The organism is Neobacillus sp. PS3-12 (assembly GCF_030915385.1).
In the GTDB taxonomy this organism is placed as follows: domain Bacteria; phylum Bacillota; class Bacilli; order Bacillales; family Cytobacillaceae; genus JAEVLT01.
Map to the genome: position 1 here is coordinate 3,047,528 of NZ_CP133268.1, position 18,577 is coordinate 3,066,104.

At 38.7% G+C, this 18,577-nt stretch carries 13 protein-coding genes and 3 pseudogenes; 14 read left to right on the forward strand and 2 right to left on the reverse strand.

Going from position 1 to position 18,577, the window contains the following annotated elements:
- Positions 1-165 precede the first annotated feature (165 nt).
- From RCG17_RS15575 to RCG17_RS15585, 3 genes and pseudogenes are all read left to right on the forward strand, one after another.
- Positions 166-861: a Gfo/Idh/MocA family protein gene (locus RCG17_RS15575; protein WP_308171071.1), complete on the forward strand. Its 696-nt coding sequence runs from the start codon at positions 166-168 to the stop codon at positions 859-861.
- A 5-nt stretch (positions 862-866) separates the two neighbouring features.
- Positions 867-1,352: a Gfo/Idh/MocA family protein gene (locus tag RCG17_RS15580; RefSeq protein ID WP_308171072.1), complete on the forward strand. Its 486-nt coding sequence runs from the start codon at positions 867-869 to the stop codon at positions 1,350-1,352.
- A gap of 204 nt (positions 1,353-1,556) precedes the next feature.
- A pseudogene (locus RCG17_RS15585) lies at positions 1,557-2,261 on the forward strand (sulfite exporter TauE/SafE family protein).
- An 81-nt stretch (positions 2,262-2,342) separates the two neighbouring features.
- Here the strand turns inward: RCG17_RS15585 and RCG17_RS15595 are convergent.
- Positions 2,343-4,412 carry a LacI family DNA-binding transcriptional regulator gene (locus tag RCG17_RS15595; RefSeq protein WP_308171075.1) on the reverse strand — a complete coding sequence of 690 codons (2,070 nt, stop codon included), beginning with the start codon at positions 4,410-4,412 and terminating at the stop codon, positions 2,343-2,345.
- 244 nt (positions 4,413-4,656) lie between these two features.
- Between RCG17_RS15595 and RCG17_RS15600 the strand changes: the two genes are divergently transcribed.
- The 7 genes and pseudogenes from RCG17_RS15600 (at position 4,657) to RCG17_RS15630 (ending at position 12,903) form a co-directional block, all read left to right on the forward strand.
- Positions 4,657-5,571 (forward strand): sugar phosphate isomerase/epimerase family protein, encoded by a 915-nt coding sequence (locus RCG17_RS15600; protein ID WP_308171076.1) that lies wholly within the window; start codon positions 4,657-4,659, stop codon positions 5,569-5,571.
- A 160-nt stretch (positions 5,572-5,731) separates the two neighbouring features.
- Positions 5,732-6,697: an ROK family glucokinase gene (locus tag RCG17_RS15605; protein WP_308171077.1), complete on the forward strand. Its 966-nt coding sequence runs from the start codon at positions 5,732-5,734 to the stop codon at positions 6,695-6,697.
- 181 nt (positions 6,698-6,878) lie between these two features.
- Positions 6,879-7,592 carry a LytR/AlgR family response regulator transcription factor gene (locus tag RCG17_RS15610; protein WP_308171078.1) on the forward strand — a complete coding sequence of 238 codons (714 nt, stop codon included), beginning with the start codon at positions 6,879-6,881 and terminating at the stop codon, positions 7,590-7,592.
- A gap of 275 nt (positions 7,593-7,867) precedes the next feature.
- A pseudogene (locus RCG17_RS15615) lies at positions 7,868-8,865 on the forward strand (LacI family DNA-binding transcriptional regulator).
- 233 nt (positions 8,866-9,098) lie between these two features.
- Complete coding sequence (locus tag RCG17_RS15620; RefSeq protein WP_308171079.1) at positions 9,099-10,268, forward strand: substrate-binding domain-containing protein; 1,170 nt, start codon at positions 9,099-9,101, stop codon at positions 10,266-10,268.
- Between the two features lie 153 nt (positions 10,269-10,421).
- Positions 10,422-11,921, forward strand: coding sequence for a sugar ABC transporter ATP-binding protein (locus RCG17_RS15625; RefSeq protein WP_308171080.1), 1,500 nt, complete (start codon positions 10,422-10,424; stop codon positions 11,919-11,921).
- Positions 11,902-12,903, forward strand: coding sequence for an ABC transporter permease (locus tag RCG17_RS15630; RefSeq protein WP_308171081.1), 1,002 nt, complete (start codon positions 11,902-11,904; stop codon positions 12,901-12,903). Before RCG17_RS15625 ends, RCG17_RS15630 begins: the two co-directional genes overlap by 20 nt.
- 27 nt (positions 12,904-12,930) lie before the next feature.
- On the opposite strand, the gene RCG17_RS15635 is transcribed toward RCG17_RS15630, so the two are convergent.
- Positions 12,931-13,137: a hypothetical protein gene (locus tag RCG17_RS15635; RefSeq protein ID WP_308171082.1), complete on the reverse strand. Its 207-nt coding sequence runs from the start codon at positions 13,135-13,137 to the stop codon at positions 12,931-12,933.
- 405 nt (positions 13,138-13,542) lie between these two features.
- Here RCG17_RS15635 and RCG17_RS15640 point away from each other — a divergent pair.
- The 4 genes and pseudogenes from RCG17_RS15640 (at position 13,543) to RCG17_RS15655 (ending at position 18,126) form a co-directional block, all read left to right on the forward strand.
- Positions 13,543-14,540 (forward strand): annotated as a pseudogene (locus tag RCG17_RS15640) (LacI family DNA-binding transcriptional regulator).
- Positions 14,541-15,141: 601 nt separating this feature from the next.
- Positions 15,142-16,419 (forward strand): MFS transporter, encoded by a 1,278-nt coding sequence (locus tag RCG17_RS15645; RefSeq protein WP_308171083.1) that lies wholly within the window; start codon positions 15,142-15,144, stop codon positions 16,417-16,419.
- 53 nt (positions 16,420-16,472) lie between these two features.
- Positions 16,473-16,766, forward strand: coding sequence for a putative quinol monooxygenase (locus tag RCG17_RS15650; RefSeq protein ID WP_308171084.1), 294 nt, complete (start codon positions 16,473-16,475; stop codon positions 16,764-16,766).
- Positions 16,767-16,947: 181 nt separating this feature from the next.
- Complete coding sequence (locus RCG17_RS15655; protein WP_308171085.1) at positions 16,948-18,126, forward strand: levoglucosan dehydrogenase; 1,179 nt, start codon at positions 16,948-16,950, stop codon at positions 18,124-18,126.
- Positions 18,127-18,577 lie beyond the last annotated feature (451 nt).

The window sequence follows — 18,577 nt, forward strand, 5'->3', positions numbered from 1 at the left end:
TTGACTGCCTATTTTGAAAGTGCTATCATGTGTTAAAGGGAAAATTTACGCAAATATTTTTACAGAAAACAGTTTAATAGAAATTAGTCCACTTACGGCTTCCGAAGGAATTTTGAATGCCGAATATATTTTTTCGAAATAAATAAACTCTTGGAGGTATTTTTCATGAAAAAACTAAATGTTGGTCTTGTTGGTGCAGGATTTATGGGAAAAGCTCACGTTGTTGCGTATTCAAATATGCCAAAATTCTTCTGGCCAGCTCCTGCGGTGCCAGTATTGAAAACGGTATGTGATATTGTTCCTGAAATTGCAGAAGACGCAAAAGATCGGTTCGGCTTCCAACAATGGACCACTGATTGGAGAGATATCATTAATGATCCGGATATTGATGTAGTCAGTATTTGCACACCAAATGACGCACATGCAGAGATTGCCATCGCTGCGCTAAATGCTGGAAAACATGTTTATTGTGAAAAACCAATTGCAAATACAACTGAAGCAGCGAAAGCAATGGCTGATGCGGCTGAAGCAGCGAAAGCAAATGGTGTTATCAGTATGAATGCTTACCAGTACAGAAGAGTCCCAGCTCTTGTATTGGCAAAAAAATTCATTGATGAAGGTTCTATTGGTAAAATCCTGAATGTACGTGCTACCTACTTACAAAGCTGGAGCGCTGATCCAGATTCACCGCTTTCTTGGAGATTCCAAAAGAAAATTGCTGGCGCCGGTACACTAGGTGATATTGCTACACACGTCATTGATATTTCTCAATATTTAGCTGGTGATATTGAAGAGGTTGTATCCACTGTAAAAACATATATTAATGAAAGACCGGTTAAGAAGGAGGAGTTGACCTCTTAGGTACAGTGAAGCTTGGAACAGATGCAAAAAGAGAAGCTGTCGATGTAGATGATGAAGCTTCCTTCTTAGTTAAGTTTAAAGATGGAGCAGTAGGAAGCATTGAAGCTACTCGTAATGCTTGGGGAAGAAACAACTTCATTACTGTTGAGGTTCACGGAACAGAAGGTTCGATTTACTTTAACTACGAACGTTTAAACGAACTTCAAGTCTGCTTTGCGAAAGATCCGGATGATAGAAGAGGCTTCAAAACAATTTATACAGGTCCTGCACACTTCTATGGAGAAGTTACATGGAATATTCCAGGAATGAACATTGGTTATGGTGAATTAAAAACAATCGAAGCGTACGAATTTATCAAATCAGTTGTAACAGGTGAACAGCCTTCCACTTGCTTTGCAGAAGGATATAAAGTGGATCGGGTTTGTGAGGCAGTGTTGAAATCTTCTGAATCCCGCCAATGGGAAAAGGTTAACAACAGCGTATTAGTTTAATAAGACCTCCTGGGAATTACGGGATAATCGAATTAATAAAAAGGAACGGGAAAATTAAATCCTGTTCCTTTTTATATTTTTATATAGAACTTGCATAGGGTACACTTCTTTAGGAAAATAATTCCACCAAACAGAGAACAGGGATGAAAGGGGAAAAAGATGTTAGATCTATTTCATTTAAATATATCGGAATGGATATGGTTAATGATAGCTACGGCATTAATCGGATTTTCGAAAACGGGGATTAGTGCTTTCTTGATGCCAGTTATTCCCATGGTTGCGGTGATTTTCGGAGGGAAAGAGGCTACAGGAATTTTATTACTAATCTTAATTGCAGGGGATATTTTTGCCATCATTTTTTATCACAGACATGCTGACTGGAAAAACATAAAAAATCTGTTGCCATGGGTAGTTGTTGGTTTAGTTTTGGGGCTTGTAGTTGGCGATTATACGAATGATCAACAATTTAAATGGATTATTTCCATTTGTGTTATTCTATGTTTAATTATTTTAATATACATGGAAAAAAAGGGAGAGGAAGCCAAAGTTCCAATTGGTGCTTGGTTTTATATTTTAACAGGGGCTCTCAGTGGTTTTGCAACGATGATTGGTAATGCTGCAGGACCCATTTTTAGTGTGTTTCTGCTTGCAAAAGGGTTTAATAAAAATAAATATCTGGGCACAACAGCCTAGTTCTTCTTTATCATCAATTTAATAAAGGTGCCGTTGCAAACAATGTTCTGGCATAATATTTATTATAAAACAGTTTTACTTGCTGTTTTGATGATTCCGGCAATTGCGATTGGTGCTATATTGGGTGCTTTCATTATTAAAAAAATCAATGAAAAGCCTTTTCGATTATTAATTATCGGAGTAACAGCTATTTCCGCCATAAGATTATTGTTCTAATGTAAATAGAGTTAACATGAATTTAAAAAAGCTTGCAGGGTAAGAATCCACTGCAAGCTTTTGGTTTTTTAGAAAACCCCATTAACTTAACCCGATATATCTTGGATGATCTTTTAATGCTTCCTTTAATTCGGCCGGCGGCTCTTCTCGATATACTTCCACCCATGATTTGGGCAGATTTTCTGTGGTCACAAAGAGCGGATCTAAACCAATGAAAGACGGTACATTTTTTCCGATCAGTGCATTTGCTGCTGCCAAAGCCAGTGTTTGCCCCTGCTTGTAAGGGCATTGAGCACCAATCATTTTTACCATCCCGCCTTTGGCCATATTTAAAGCAATGGGAAACTCCAAATCAGAGGTTACGATTGCCACATCGGAACGGTCAATATCAGCGAGAGCCTGCATCGATTTTACTGCAGGGCCTTCCCAAGAGGTATAAATGCCTTCTATCTCTGGGTACAGATTCATCAATTCAATGGTTTTTTTGTAAGCATCTTCTTCAGAATCGAAAGTAACTTTACCGCGTACTTTAAGTTCGGGGTATTCTTCTGTAAGAATTTGCTCTGCAGCGTTATCGCGCTGATTTGTGGCATAAAACTCTGCACCATACTTCATTATGCCGATGTTTGTTTTATTATGTTTTGTCATGTATTCCCCTAAGCCTCTGCCCAAAAGGCGCCCATGGTTTCGCTCATTGACAGAAACACAGGTAACATAGTCCTTTGGGGTTAATCCATTCGGAACATTTGTAATTAACACAAGTTTTGTCTTGCTTTTAGCCACTTTTTTAAAAGCATTTGAAGTCTTCGTGTTATCTGTTGGAATGCTAATAAGTATATCAGGTTCCAATGAAAGCAGACTCTCGAGCTGTTTGCTTTGCAGTACAGGATCGAAATGGGCATCTGTAATGGCGATCAGGGATATTCCCAAAGAATTAAATACATCTTTGATGCCTTGCTCATGCAAATTCATCCATGCCTTTCCTGTATAATGAAAGGATACGGCTGCGGTGTAATTTCCATCCCGAATTAATTTCTTTTCTGTATCAGTTAGATGTAAAAGTTCGGAAGAGGCAGCTTTTTCTCCAAAAGGCCCCCTGCCAATGCCAATCGTTGATTCCCTGACGCGAAGTTCGGTAGGAACAACGATTTTTTTATGTTCACCATAGGGAGTTAATTTTAAATTTGGCTCATCACTGTCTTCGGCCGTGTTAATACGGGCAAGGAGAGATTCTGCTGCCTCGATGGCGATTTTTTCGGTGTTTTGGGCGACCGTGGTGATCGCAGGGGTATGTAAGGAAGCCCACTCGAAATCATTAAAACCGACAACCGAAAGGTCTTTAGGACAATGGATATTATTTTCCTTGATAAATTTAAATACCGCCAGAAGGGTATTGTAATTGGCTGCGAAAATCGCAGTCGGAGGATTTTGGCCTAAGAGCAGCTCCTTTATTTTAGAGAATATGGAGTTCTCGTCAGCTAAACCACTTATAATATATTCTGGGTTAGAACGAATGCTATTATCCTCAAGTGCCTGTTTAAAACCGTTAATTCGTTCTGTAATAGCATAAGAGTTTGGATCTTCGCATAGGAGTGCAATGTTCTCGTGGCCGCTCTTAATCAAATGGTTGGCAGCCATGTAGGCGCCTTTTACATTATCGGATAGAATGACATCGGCTCCAACTCCATCCAGCATTTTTCCGACAAGAACAATAGGAATCTTCGTACGTTTAAGTAATTTTATGATTGGGTCATCCAATTTATCTACAAAAACAATAACGCCCAGGGCGTTGGGCTGAGATAAAAGAAGTTGTGAATATAAATCAAGCTTTTGTTTTTCGTTTGTTGGACTAACAGTAATCAAAGAATAGCCAGCCGCATTGATCTTTTTTTCAATTTGCTCCTCTGCCTCCAAGTGAAAAGGGGTATGTGTGTCACCGGCAATCAGCACAACATATTGCTGTTCTGTGGTAACGGGTGCCGAAGCCTTGCCTTTCTTTACAACAAAGTTTGGCGGGAATTCTAATGAGTTAATGGCATCTTCTACTCGTTTGACCAATTCTGGGCTAACGTATCTTGTTTTGTTGACAACATGGGATACGGTTGCAGCAGAAACACCTGCCATTTTTGCGATATCATTAATCGTTGCCATTTCTATTACCATCCTTACTTGATATCCGTATAAAAAAATATAGAAAAATTTTCTTAACAGTATAGTATTACAATTTTCCTTATTATATATTATCCCATTAAATGAGTAGTTAGGACAATAAGTAATTTACTAAAAGTAAAGTTAAAGTATTGACTATTTTAATAGGAAAGCGCTACAATAGCAACATAGAGAAAAATTTGCGCAAATATATTAAAACCATTACCGTAAAGGAGATAATCTATCTATGAAACTGGGATTTGTAAGCGCTATTCTTGGGGATTCTACGTTTGAAGAAGTTATTGATACAGCAGCAGAACTTGGATATGAGTGTGTAGAGGTTGCCTGTTGGCCAAAAGAAAAGGCCGCCCGGCGTTATGCGGGTATTACGCATATTGATATTGAAGAACTTTCTGATGACCAAATTGAATATATTAAAGATTATTGTAAACAGAAGGGTGTTGAAATCTCAGCCCTCGCTTATTATCCTAATACTCTCGACCCTGATCTTGAAAAACGGACAAAATATGTCGAGCATTTAAAAAACATGATCCGAACCGCACCAAAATTAGGTGTATATACTGTAACCACTTTTATAGGAAGGGTGCAGGATAAGACGGTTGAGGAAAACCTTAAAATATTTGCAGAAGTGTGGCAACCGATTGTGGCCCTCGCTGAAGAATACAGTGTACGGATTGCCATTGAAAACTGCCCAATGTTATTCACTGTTGACCAGTGGCCAGGGGGACAAAACTTAGCCACAACACCAGCCATTTGGAGAAAAATGTTTGAGATTATCCCAAGTGACAATCTCGGCTTAAACTATGACCCATCCCATTTTGTCTGGCAGCATATTGATTATATCCGTCCACTTTACGAATTTAAGGATAAAATTTTTCATGTACATTATAAAGATATCAAGCTTTACCCTGAAAAACTTAATGAAGTGGGCATTATGGCTTACCCGCTGGAATATATGTCACCTAAACTTCCTGGACTGGGCGATGTAGATTGGGGTAAATATGTTTCTGCTTTGACAGATATCGGTTACGATGGGTATACGTGCATTGAAATTGAAGATAAAGCATTTGAAGGAACGGCAGAAAAGATAAAAAATTCCATGGAATTAAGCTATCGTTATATGAGACAATTTATCATTTAATCACTGTTTCTAGTCTCTGTTCATGATGCGAATGATTAAAGACCAACTGAGGGATTTTCGGAGCTTGCTTGAAGCAACGAATGTTCCTTTTTTTAGATATAACAGTTTTTATGATACAAGGCGCTTCATGCCTGCAATTAGTTTATAAGGCGGGGGTAAAATGAGAAAATTAATAGGTATAGATTTAGGTGGAACAACTGTTAAATTCGCCATTTTGACTGAAAAAGGGGAAATCCAGCAAAAGTGGAGCATCGAGACAGATATTCGAAATGAAGGCAACAATATCATTCCCAGCATTGTCGAATCGATTAATCATCGTCTAAATATATATGGATTATCAGCTAATGATTTTCTGGGGATTGGGATGGGTTCCCCTGGAACCGTTGATCGTGAAAATGGGACAGTTATAGGGGCGTACAATTTAAATTGGAGCACATTAAAGCCAGTGAAAGAATTAATTGAAGCTGGAACTGGCATTCCCTTTTACATTGATAATGATGCCAATGCAGCAGCTTTAGGCGAGAGTTGGAAGGGTGCCGGAGAAGGCGGTGCCGATGTTGTCTTTATCACACTTGGGACAGGGGTTGGCGGTGGCGTTATTGCAGAAGGGAATTTAATTCATGGTAGAGGATCAGCGGGAGAAATTGGCCATATTATTGTAGATCCAAATGGATATCGGTGTACTTGCGGCAATCACGGCTGTCTCGAGACAGTTGCCAGTGCAACAGGTATTGTCCGATTAGCTCGCGACTTGTCTGAGAAATTTGCTGGCGAATCGGAATTGAAATGGTTCATTGATGATGGCCAAGAAGTAACCTCTAAAACGGTATTTGAGCTGGCAAAACAGGAAGATAGACTGGCTGCTATCGTAGTGGATAAATTTTATTTTTATTTAGGACTAGCTTGCGCCAACATTGCTAATATTTTAAACCCTGAAGCTATTGTTATTGGTGGGGGAGTGTCGGCTGCAGGGGAAATGCTACTAAAAGGCGTAGAAGAAAACTTCCATAAATTTGCCTTTCCACAAGTCAAAACAAGTACGGAAATAAAACTAGCCCAGTTAGGAAATGATGCAGGAGTAATCGGAGCTGCATCATTAGTGAGCCATGCCAGAAAGAGATATTAGATTAAAGTAATTTAATAGATTATTTAGGAAAAACGTTTTTACATCTATTCTTAAAGCTGTACAACTCTATATACCGTAAGTAAATAGCGTGCGAGTATTTTATGGTAGATGTTAATTAGACCAATCATTTTTTCAATTAGATGTAAAGCATTACATCAAACGAACTACATGAGGGATGACGATGAGAATTTTGATTGCAGATGATAATGCGGCTTCTAGAAAATTGCTGAGGCAAATGGTTAAATACATGCCTAACTATCAAATTATCGGAGAAGCAGTAAATGGTGAGGATTTAATCAACAAAGTATTTATGGAAAAACCGGACGTTGTTTTAGTAGATATCAGTATACCGTTATTGGTTGGAATAGATGCGGTGAAATCTTGCAAAAAAATTGTGCCTTCTTTACAAGTAATCATCATCGCCGGTAATGATGAATATGCTTTGGAAGCTTTCGGGGTGCAAGCAATCGATTACATTATTAAACCTATTGAACGGAACAGGCTGATCGCAGCTTTAGAGCGCGCGTCTGCCTTTCAGAATCGGACTGTTTTGATGCAGCAGCCGCCAATTAAAAAGGATTTAATGATTAAACAGAATAATCAATACTTTTTTATACCTTTAGATGACATCATTTTTATTAAAAAGGCAGACCGCAAATCTGTCATTCACACTATGAATGAAAAAATAGAGTTCAATGAAGCTTTAACCAATCTTGAAGAAATCCTTGATTCACGGTTTGTATCATCCCACAGGTCATATATTATTAACTTGCAATATTTATACAAGATAGAAGTGTCAGGTCAAGCCTATGTAGCTCATTTTAAAAATTACAATGATACAGCAAAAGTTTCTAAGACTAGATTAGCAGAATTGCAGAAAAATAAATCGTTGTGAGGTCCGGTTTCACTGCCTCTATTTTTTTAGCTGAAATAATAAAAAGCCGCCCCAATTCCTGATGCTAAGGACACTCTAGCATAACCTGACAAGACTTACCCTAAACCATCATTATTTAAAAATTGTGTAGGTTTTGCTCGAATGGAAAAATAGAGTGTCCGAATGAAATGAAAATGGTTTCAAACGGACGAAATCATCGTTTTAAGCCAATTAGACATCATTTTTGTAATCGATTACAATTTCCTTATAGAGTTAGGGAAAGGAAAAGGGGAAAAATGGTTGGGATTGTGGATGTTGCAAAAAGGGCAAATGTTTCAACTGCCACAGTATCAAGAGTACTAACCAAGCCTGAAGCGGTAAAGCAAGAAACCACCGAAAAAGTATTAAAGGCGATAAAAGAAATGAATTATCAGCCTAATGCCTTAGCCCGGCATCTCAGAAGACTTGAAACCAAAACCATACTGGTTGTTGTGCCTGACATTACTAATCCATTTTTTTCGAAGGTGCTAAGGGGAATTGAGTCTATTGCTGCTGCGAATGGATATCAGGTATTACTTGGAGATACAGAAAATAATGTGGAACATGAAAAAAGGTATCTAAATATCCTTCAACAAAAAAAGGCAGATGGAATGGTGTTGTTAACCGCTAGAATCGATTCCGATCTTGTGGAGAAAGTGGCCCGAAGTTTCCCGGTTGTTCTTGCATGTGAGTATATTGAAGGTCTAAGAATCCCGACAGTATCCATTGATAATATCAGCGCTGCCAGAAAGGCAACGGAATATTTAATCGAAATGGGGCACGAACGAATTGGCTGTATCACGGGACCTCTCAATGTTGTATTGAACACATGCCGTCTAAAAGGATTTTATCAAGCCATGGCGCGGAAGAATCTTCGGGTTGATCCCGTTTTGGTTCAAGAGGGAGACTTTTCTTTTGAAAGCGGTTTTAATCTTATGATGAAATTTTTCGCGCTAGATCAACTTCCAACCGCGATATTTGTAGCAAACGATGAGATGGCGATGGGGGTAGTAAAAGCAGGGAAAGTGAAGGGAATAAGGGTGCCTGAGGATCTTTCTATTATTGGGTTTGACGATTTGGAATTTTCCTCGATTATCGAACCGGCGCTCACAACGATTGCCCACCGGCGTTCGAAATTGGAAAAAACGCGATGGAATTATTGATAAGGCTCATGAATAAAGAGGATGTCCGGCGGGACCAAATCATTTTAGCTGATCACTTGATTGTAAGAGAGTCATGCCGAAGTATTTTATAAAAGAAAATGAAAAGGTTTACACATTCAATATCAACTCGATGTTTACCTTAAAATGAAATCCATTACATTTGGGGAGGTGATGCATGCCATTGGCTCGATCTGATTCTCACTGTATATAAAATAAACGAAGAGATTCAGTAATCTACTGGAAGGCGCTCCGAAATTAGAAAAATAGATCCAAAAAACTTTGAGACTAAAATTGTACCCAAATAATCATTTTAATGGAGGAAATTATGAAAAGATTATTTTCAGTATTTTTCGTCGTTTTGTTATTTAGCAGTATAGCACTAATGGGGTGTGGCAAGAGCAATTCCAAAACCTCAAGTGCTGTATCGACAAATGCTGCAGCTGATGATCCAACTACCGGTTCGATTACGATTAACCCAGCATTGCCGACTGGCGGACAGATTCTAAGTAAAGGCCCCCACGGAGAAACTGCAGTTCCGGCTAGTACGTTGAAATTAACTGAAGCTGATATTGCTAAAATCAAAAAAGGCCATTATAAAGCAGCACTTGTCATGCACTATGCAGGAAATGACTGGGCCACGGCACAAATCGCCGGATTAAAGGCAACATTCAAGCGGATGGGCATTGACGTAATCGCTGTTACGGACGCTCAGTTTAAGGCTGAAAAGCAGGTTTCTGATATAGAAACTGTTCTTGCCAAAAAGCCGGATATTATTGTCAGTATCCCTGTTGATGCTGTTTCAACGGCAGATGCCTATAAAAAAGCGGCTGAAGCAGGTGTGAAACTTGTTTTCATGGATAACGCCCCTAATGGATTGCAGGCTGGAAAAGACTATGTAAGTGTTGTCTCTGCGGACAACTACGGAAATGGTGTTGCAGCGGCTGATATTATGGCAAAACAGCTTGGTGGAAAAGGAAATGTGGGAGTTGTCTACCATGACGCTGATTTCTTTGTAACAAAACAAAGAACAGATGCGTTTGAACAGACTATAAAGGAGAAATACCCGAATATTAAAATTGTAGCACGTGGCGGAATCTCAAGTCCTAATGATGGTGAAAAGGTGGCATCTGGTATGTTAACCAAAAACCCAAATTTAGATGGAATTTTCGCAGTATGGGATGTTCCGGCAGAAGGCGTTCTTGCTGCAGCCCGCACAGCTGGAAAACAAAAACTAGTCATCACAACTTGTGACTTGGGAACAAACGTTGCTCTTGATATTGCCCAAAATGGACTTATTAAAGGTTTAGGGGCTCAGCTTCCATATGACCAAGGTATTTCAGAAGCCATTTTAGCCGGCTATTCATTACTTGGAAAACAAGCACCCGCATATGTAGCTGTTCCTCCTTTAAGTGTAACCAGAGATAATATTTTAAAATCTTGGAAACTAGTTTACCATACGAATGCTCCGGACACGATCCAAAATGCAGCGAAGTAATTGATTGAAAGATATTTCGCTAAGAACTTATATTTAAATGCCTTTTTGACTCTACTTTACTCAAATTACTAAAACGCAACCAATAGGCAAAATAATTTTTATAGAGGCTGCTCGTTGAAGAGCGGCCTCTAGTAAAAAAGAAGGTGAAAACACTTGGAACAGGCAATTCTTTCAATGAAAAATATTTCAAAATCCTTTAATGGAGTCACCGTTTTAGACTCAGTTGATTTCTCTTTGAAAAAGGGTGAAGTTCATGCCTTAATGGGGGGAAACGGAGCCGGAAAATCCACATTGATGAAAATACTTACGGGTGTGTATACAGCAGATAGCGGAAGTATTTATATTGAAGATAAACAAGTGGAAATAAAAGATACCAACGATGCAAGAGCAAGTAAAATATCAATGATTTATCAGGAGTTTAGTCTCATACCCACTTTAACAGTTGCCCAAAATATTTTTTTAACCAGAGAATCAAAAACAGCCATCGGCTTGCTAAATGACAGAGAATGTATCGAACGTACCAAGGACTTATTAAATGAATTGGAAGTGGATATAAATCCGAACGATGTCGTTCAGAATCTTGGAGTGGGCTATTGGCAAATGACTGAAATCGCAAAAGTCTTATCCCAGGAAGCAAAAATATTAATAATGGATGAACCGACTTCTTCCTTAACCAAGAAAGAAACGGAAGTCCTATTCTCATTTATCAATAAGCTAAAAAATAAAGGGATTTCCATAATATATATATCCCATCGTATGGATGAAATATTTGAGGTCTGCGACAGAATTACCGTTTTAAGAGATGGTAAGAACGTTGTGACAGAGAATTGTAAAGATATTAGTATGGAAACCGTGATTCAACATATTGTCGGCTCGCAAATGGATAAGGCATTTGAATGGAAGGAACGCATATATTCCAATGATGCCACACCAGTTTTAGAAGTAAATCATCTGACTGTTGGGAACAAAGTGCAAAATGTGAGTTTTAAACTTTACCCCGGAGAGATTTTAGGCATCGCCGGCCTTATGGGCAGCGGTCGGTCGGAAATGGCACGAGCGGTTTTTGGTATTGACGCAAGGGATAGCGGCGAAATTATTGTAAAAGGCAAGAAACAGACGATCAAGAGCCCTTCAGATGGAATTAAAGCCGGCTTGGCCCTTATACCTGAGGATCGTCGCGTGCAAGGTCTGGTTCTCGAACATTCCGTAAAAGATAATTTAATTCTGCCTTTCCTCAAAAATCTGAAAAAAGGATTTTTGCTGGATGACCGCAAGGCTGATGAACTTTCTAATTCACTTGTAAAAAAGTTAAATATCAAAACGGATGATATTTTTAAAATGACGAAACTGTTATCCGGAGGCAATCAGCAAAAAATCGTTTTGGCCAAATGGCTCTCCAATAACCCGGATGTGTTAATTTTGGATGAACCAACCATTGGTGTTGATATCGGGGCAAAGACGGAGATTATTGAAATTATTCGCGAATTGGCAGACAGCGGCAAGGCGATTATCGTGATTTCTTCGGAACTCCCGGAGCTTTTGGCTGTAAGTGACAGGGTCATTGTGTTGCACGATGGAAAAGTCACGAAGGAATTAAAGAGAAAAGAAATTAGTGCAGAGGAGGACCTGCAACATGCCATCCAAGGACTATGAAATTAAAGTGGATAACCAAGCAGTTGGTACAAAATTAAAAGTTGTTAAAAAGTTTGATTGGCGCAATTATATTGTATACATCGCCTTTATTGGCGTCATCATCTACTTCTCTATTACATTAGGAGATCAGGGATTTGTTTCCACCGACAATCTATTAAATATTGTTCGTCAGACTGCCATGATTTCGATTATGGGTATAGCGATGACGTTTGTAATCTCTACAGGCGAAATCGACTTATCGGTTGGATCAATTACAGCGCTTTCATCTTTAGTTGCTGCATTAGCTTTACAGGCTGGATTTGGCCTTGTCGGTGGTTTAGTTGCCGGAGTTGGTTCAGGTCTTTTGGTCGGTTTAATAAACGGATTATTAATTACGAAAGTTGCCATTCCTTCTTTCCTTGTAACTCTTGGAACAATGGGAATCGTCAGAGGGGCAGCTATGTGGATGACAAATACTGCTCCAGTTCCTATTATTGATAATAATTTTAACTGGCTGTTCGGTTCAGGGGATATCGGCTTGATCCCAATTCTATTAGTTTGGACATTAATCTTTACTGTCATTGGGCATATCCTTTTGAAAAAAACAGCTTTTGGCCGACAAACATTGGCTACAGGCGGAAATGAAAGTGCAGCGAAATTTTCCGGTGTAAAAACGTGGAAGATTAAATTATTTGTATTTTTAGGTACTGGATTGATGGCCGGGTTTGCTGGTGTTCTGTATGCAGGCCGAATGCATGCCGGACGTTATACTTTCGGAGACGGGGATGAACTTTCCGTTATTGCTGCAGTTATCCTTGGAGGTACTGCGCTGACAGGTGGAATGGGGACCGTAATCGGAACTGTTATCGGTTCATTAATGATTGGAGTTATTAATAATGGACTCATTATTATGGGGCTGGATGTCAGTCAGCAAATGATGATTAGAGGTTTAATCATTATTCTTGCTGTAGCTTTCGGTAAAAAATCAGGAGCTAAATCATAATAGGTCCAGATACATTTATGTAACAAATCAGCGATATGAAGGATTTGTTGCTCGGTAAAAAGCAAAATATCCCGATATTAATCTTGTAGTAGTCCAAGGATTCCAGGATCCGAACAAATCCCAAGAAGTAGTAGATGCTTTATTGACCAGATTTCCTAAATTAAAATGAATGTATGCCTGCTGGGATGTTCCTGCAATGGGTGCTTTAGCAGCAGTAAGCGTCAGGTTAGCCATCAAGACTGCACAAATAAACTTAGTACCAAGAATGTAGTTATGAAAATATATTCTTTGGGTTCATTACTTTAAAGACCGTGCCGAAAGCTCGGTCTTTTTACTTACAATAAATTATTTTATTTATAGTTGATACCAAAAATCCTGGTAAAAGACAATTTTTAATGAAATCAAGATTATACCTATAAGCTGCTTTGTATACTTATTCTTAAACAAATTTCAAATTTATTAGATTTTATTGAACGATCTATAAAAATCACCAATACTATGTAAAACCCCTGTCGTTAGGAAAATAGGCAAAAAAGTGGTAAAAGGGCTTTCTATTAAAACTCATAAAGAAAAATTGAATTCCTTTATGTAATCCATTACGATATTCTTATAAAGATAAACTGAAAGGGAGAAAAAATTATGGTAAGAATTGCTGACGTTGCAAAAATGGCAAATGTCTCAACTGCTACTGTCTCCCGGGTCATAAGCAATGCGGGAACTGTGAAACAAGAGACAGCCGATAAAGTATTGGAAGCCATAAACAAATTAAATTACAAACCAAACATGCTGGCAAGGCAATTGCGAAGATTAGAAACGAAAACCATTATTGTCATCATTCCAGACATAACCAATACATTTTTTTCAAATGTCTTAAGAGGGATTGAATCGGTGGCAACTGAATATGCATACCAGGTGCTCCTGGGTGATGCTCAAAACATCGTAGAACGTGAGAGCAGTTATTTGGCTGTTTTAGGAGAGAAAAAAGCGGACGGTGTCATACTATTAACTGCGAGGACGGATCAAAGGGCATTGGAGGAGATATCAAAAGAGTTTCCTGTTGTACTGGCTTGCGAATACTTTGAAGGTTCCAATTTGCCCACTGTTTCCATCGATAATATCAGCAGTGCCAGAAAGGCAACTGAACATTTAATCAGCTTGAACCATAAGAGAATAGGACATATTTCAGGGCCCCTTAAGGTGGTGGTCGGCCGTGATCGTTTAAAAGGATTTAATCAAGCGATGGCACAGCATGGCCTATTTGTTGATCCGCTTTTGGTTCAGGAAGGTGATTTCTCCTATGCGAGCGGCTTTAATTTGATGAAGAAATTATTGACATTGGAAGTTCCTCCTACAGCAGTTTTTGCAGCAAACGATGAGATGGCTATGGGAGCTATTAAAGCCGCCAAGTCTAAAGGATTTAAGGTCCCGGAAGATTTATCGGTTGTCGGTTTTGATGATATTAAATTTGCTTCCATCTTTAACCGGCCCTTACGACGATTGCGCAGCCAACGTTCGACATGGGAAAAAAAGCAATGGAACTGCTTTTAAAATTAATCAATAATAAAGAATTGGGAAAAAATCAAATAATACTTGCTGATGAACTCATTGTACGTGACTTATGCAGAGAAAGAATTTAAAGCGATTGGCATCAGGATTTATCAATCTAAAGGGGGAATGTTCTTTATACTTCCCTTTTTATTTGTTTAGGTTCAAATGCAATGAAGGATCCATTTTGCTGAAAGGTAGGGTAATGTAAAAAAAACGAAATAAAATTACAGAAAAATATAAGAAAAAATCATAAGAAAAATAAAAAAATGTATATTGACTGCCAATTTTGAAAGTGCTATCATATGTTCAAGGGAAAATTTACGCAAATATTGTTGTAGAAAACAGTTTAGTAAAAATTAGTACACTTACGGCTATCAAAGGAATTTGAATGCTGAATATAGATTAATATTTTTTATAAATGTAATCCATTACATTATCCGTTACTCCATCAAAGTCAATAGGAGTTAAATTTTCCCTTAGTCCAAGCTTTTTATTTTTTGTTACCTGTGTAATCGATTACATTTTTATTTCCGATTATAAAAAATAGGAGGATGAAGGCTTAATCCGGTATTTACTCATTTTGGCAGGATATTATTTAAAGTTGAATTAATGGAAAATGTAGTGAACTTCACAGATAGGAGAGAATTCTCCTCCTGACAAAAAAGCATAATAAAATTCGAGGTGTTAAAAATGAAAACGGTTGTAGGCGAACAACGTACTATAGGCGGTCTTCCGATGGGAGTGGTTTGGGGATTTGTTGCAACATTAATTTTCATGGCCGGGGACGGCCTCGAGCACGCATGGTTATCTCCATATCTTATTGAAAAAGGATTGACTGTGCAGCAGTCTGCCACTCTTTTTGCAGTGTATGGAGCCGTGTTAGCTGTTGCATCTTACTTTTCTGGGGTACTCACCGAAATGTGGGGACCGAGGAAAGTAATGATTATTGGATTAGCCGCTTGGCTCATTGGCCAGGTTTTATTTATTGAATATGGTTTAAAGCCAAACAATTACGCCCTAATGTTACCAACGTATGGAATAAGAGGCTTAGGTTATCCTTTATTTTGTTATTCATTCTTAGTGTGGGTTACTTACCGCAGTCCAGATCGCATCTTGGCTACAGCTGTAGGATTGTTTTGGGCTGCCTGGAGCGGCGGACTCTATGTTGTTGGAAGTTTCTTCCCTGCCTTTATGCTTCCAAAAATCGGATACATCGGGCTGTTGTGGAGTGCAGTGGTTTGGGTATTTGTTGGCGGTTTAGTTGGTGTGCTTGTGGTTAATGACGATGCAAGGTCACAAGGCGGCAATCCAAAAGAAAAGTTGAAGAGCTTATTAAGTGGATTAACGATTTGTATTGAAGAACCGAAAGTCGCAATAGGCGGCGTGGTCCGGATTATCAATTCCACAGGCATCGGTTCATTGCCAATCTTTTTCCCGTTGTACTTGCATTCTAAATATGGATTCACGACTGAACAATGGCTGCAAGTTTGGGGCACAATGTGGTTTGCGAATATCATATTTAACCTGATCATACCTTATATTAGCGATAAATGGCTGGGCTGGCGCAAAACAATTATGTGGCTGGGCAGCTTCGGAATGGGTGTGATGCTGCTGGTTTTGCTTTACACGCCACAGGTCTTTGGAAGCAATTTCTTGGTCTTAAATATTGTCGGGATTATCATGGGTATTGTTCTCTGCGGTTTCGTTCCTCTTTCTGCTCTTGTTGCATCAATGGCTCCTGAGAAAAAAGGGTCTGCGATGGCGATTGTAAGCTTTGGTGCGGGAATGTCTTACTTTATCGCACCGGCAATTGTTGGGGCTTTCATTGGACTTATTGGTGTACATGGGGTTATTTGGGTGTTTGCGGGTATGTACTTCCTTGGTACAGTTTTAATGCACTTTATGAAACTGCCATCTGAAGACAAAAAAAATCAAAACGATATTCATTTGGAGAAACAAGTAGGTTAAGACTATGTGGACTGACAAAAATTAAAAGGTCTTTATCTCGGAAGGAAATAAAAGTGATTATTATACACGCATACTTCAAGGTAAATCCGCAGTACCGTAAAGAATTTCTTGAGCTGGCTGAACATGTAACATATCCTTCTCGAGCTGAAGAGGGAAACATAAGTTATCATTGCTATAAAGATCCAGTACGGGCTAATCACTTTCTATTTTTAGAAAAGTGGAACGATGAATCAGCAATCCAGGAGCATGAAGGAACTTCTCACTTTAAAAGCTTTGTGAAAGAAGTTTCGAAATTTTTAATCGCCCCCATTAAGGCAGAATTATATAATGCAACCGTAAAACAATAGTTGCTAAAGGATAAATGGAAAATTTTTGGAATGTATCAGAACTCTCTTAAAAAAATGAAATAAAATGAATCTGGAATGATGGTTTTATGAAGAGAGGCTGCAGAAGTTTTAGGGTAAGTTAATTTTGAGAAGTAACGATTCTGAACAATATAAGAAAAATAACAAGTAGGTGGAAAATAAAATGAGAAAATTAAATGTTGGAATGATCGGCGGAGGCTTTATGGGGAAAGCACATGCACTTGCATATGCAGCAATGCCAATGTTCTTTTGGCCGGCACCAGCGATTCCACATCGCCATACCATTGTAGATGTCAATGAAGCATTAGCAAAAGAAGCTGCAGCAAAATTAGGTTTTGAAAATTATTCAACCGACTGGAGAGCAGTCGTCAATGATCCCGAAATTGATGTTATTGATATTGTAACTCCAAATAATACGCATGCTGAAATTGCTATTGCAGCAGCAAAAGCCGGTAAGCATATAATCTGTGAAAAGCCGCTGGCATTAGGGGCGGAGCAATCTAAGGAAATGCTGGAAGCAGTAGAGTCAGCAGGTGTTAAGCATGCGGTAGCTTTCAACTATAGAAGAACACCTGCCGTTGCACTTGCGAAAAAATATATCAAAGAAGGCCGAATTGGTAAAATTCTTAATTTCCGTGGTACCTACCTCCAGGACTGGTCTGCTGATCCGAATTCACCATTATCATGGCGTTTCCAAAAGAAAATTGCCGGGTCAGGTACATTAGGGGATATTGGAACACATGTAGTTGATTTAGCGCGTTATCTGGTGGGTGAAATTACAGATGTAAATGCTGTTACAAAAACATGGATTCCAGAAAGACCCCTTCAAACAGGCAGTATCGACAATCTAGGGACAGTTAGAAGCAGTGGAGCAGATGTACCAAAAGGTGCAGTTGATGTTGATGATGAAGTTATGACAATGGTTAAGTTTGAAAATGGAGCTATTGGAAGTATTGAAGCAACTCGTAATGCTTGGGGACGCAACAACTTCATAACCTTTGAAATTCATGGTGAAAAAGGTTCTTTATTTTTTAACTATGAGCGGCGTGATGAGCTTCAAGTTTGTTTTGCAGATGACCCAAGCGATGCAAAAGGCTTCAGGACAGTGTATACAGGACCGGCCACGCCATATGGTGAAGGATTATGGCCTATTCCTGCACTAGGTATTGGCTACGGTGAAACAAAAATTATTGAAACCTATGATTTCTTTAAAGCCATTGTTGAAGATACACAAGCTTCACCAAACTTCGGTGACGGCTATCGTATTGAGGTAATCGCAGATGGCATCCTTAAATCAGCTCAAAAGGGTGAATGGGTAAAAATCGATAAAACCCAACTGTAAAATAATAACAAAAGGAGGCTTCTACAGGGGTTGAAGAAGTTTCCTTGTTACTGTTTATTTCTCTAAAAGAGTATTTTATTTATTATTCAGGGGAAGACTCGGACATCACAAAAAAATTTAAAGGTAAACGCTACTACATCAAAATATTTCTGCGATCACCACTCAACACATGTGGAGTGCTATTCACTACTCGTATTAAAATGATAGAAATGTTGACGTGTTTAAAAGAGCTCTCTGATGGCAGAGGGCTCTTTTGATTAATGCATGACGTAGAAAACAAAACTGAACAGATTAACCGCAAGGGTCGTTTTTTGTAGATACAAAAATACTGTGTATCGAAAAGGTTATTTCTTGAAATCATAAAAACAGTTCTACTAAAAAATGAAGAAGCAGAGAGACTTTGCTCTTCACTTTCCTTCACACTTTACCATATTAGTCGGGGGCAGTTTAT

Bases quoted from the DNA above. Each gene is read 5' to 3' on its own strand.
- RCG17_RS15575 (WP_308171071.1), top strand. From the start codon at position 166: ATGAAAAAACTAAATGTTGGTCTTGTTGGTGCAGGATTTATGGGAAAA.
- RCG17_RS15595 (WP_308171075.1), bottom strand. From the start codon at position 4,412: ATGGCAACGATTAATGATATCGCAAAAATGGCAGGTGTTTCTGCTGCA.
- RCG17_RS15600 (WP_308171076.1), top strand. From the start codon at position 4,657: ATGAAACTGGGATTTGTAAGCGCTATTCTTGGGGATTCTACGTTTGAA.
- RCG17_RS15605 (WP_308171077.1), top strand. From the start codon at position 5,732: ATGAGAAAATTAATAGGTATAGATTTAGGTGGAACAACTGTTAAATTC.
- RCG17_RS15610 (WP_308171078.1), top strand. From the start codon at position 6,879: ATGAGAATTTTGATTGCAGATGATAATGCGGCTTCTAGAAAATTGCTG.
- RCG17_RS15620 (WP_308171079.1), top strand. From the start codon at position 9,099: ATGAAAAGATTATTTTCAGTATTTTTCGTCGTTTTGTTATTTAGCAGT.
- RCG17_RS15630 (WP_308171081.1), top strand. From the start codon at position 11,902: ATGCCATCCAAGGACTATGAAATTAAAGTGGATAACCAAGCAGTTGGT.
- RCG17_RS15635 (WP_308171082.1), bottom strand. From the start codon at position 13,137: ATGGCTAACCTGACGCTTACTGCTGCTAAAGCACCCATTGCAGGAACA.
- RCG17_RS15645 (WP_308171083.1), top strand. From the start codon at position 15,142: ATGAAAACGGTTGTAGGCGAACAACGTACTATAGGCGGTCTTCCGATG.
- RCG17_RS15655 (WP_308171085.1), top strand. From the start codon at position 16,948: ATGAGAAAATTAAATGTTGGAATGATCGGCGGAGGCTTTATGGGGAAA.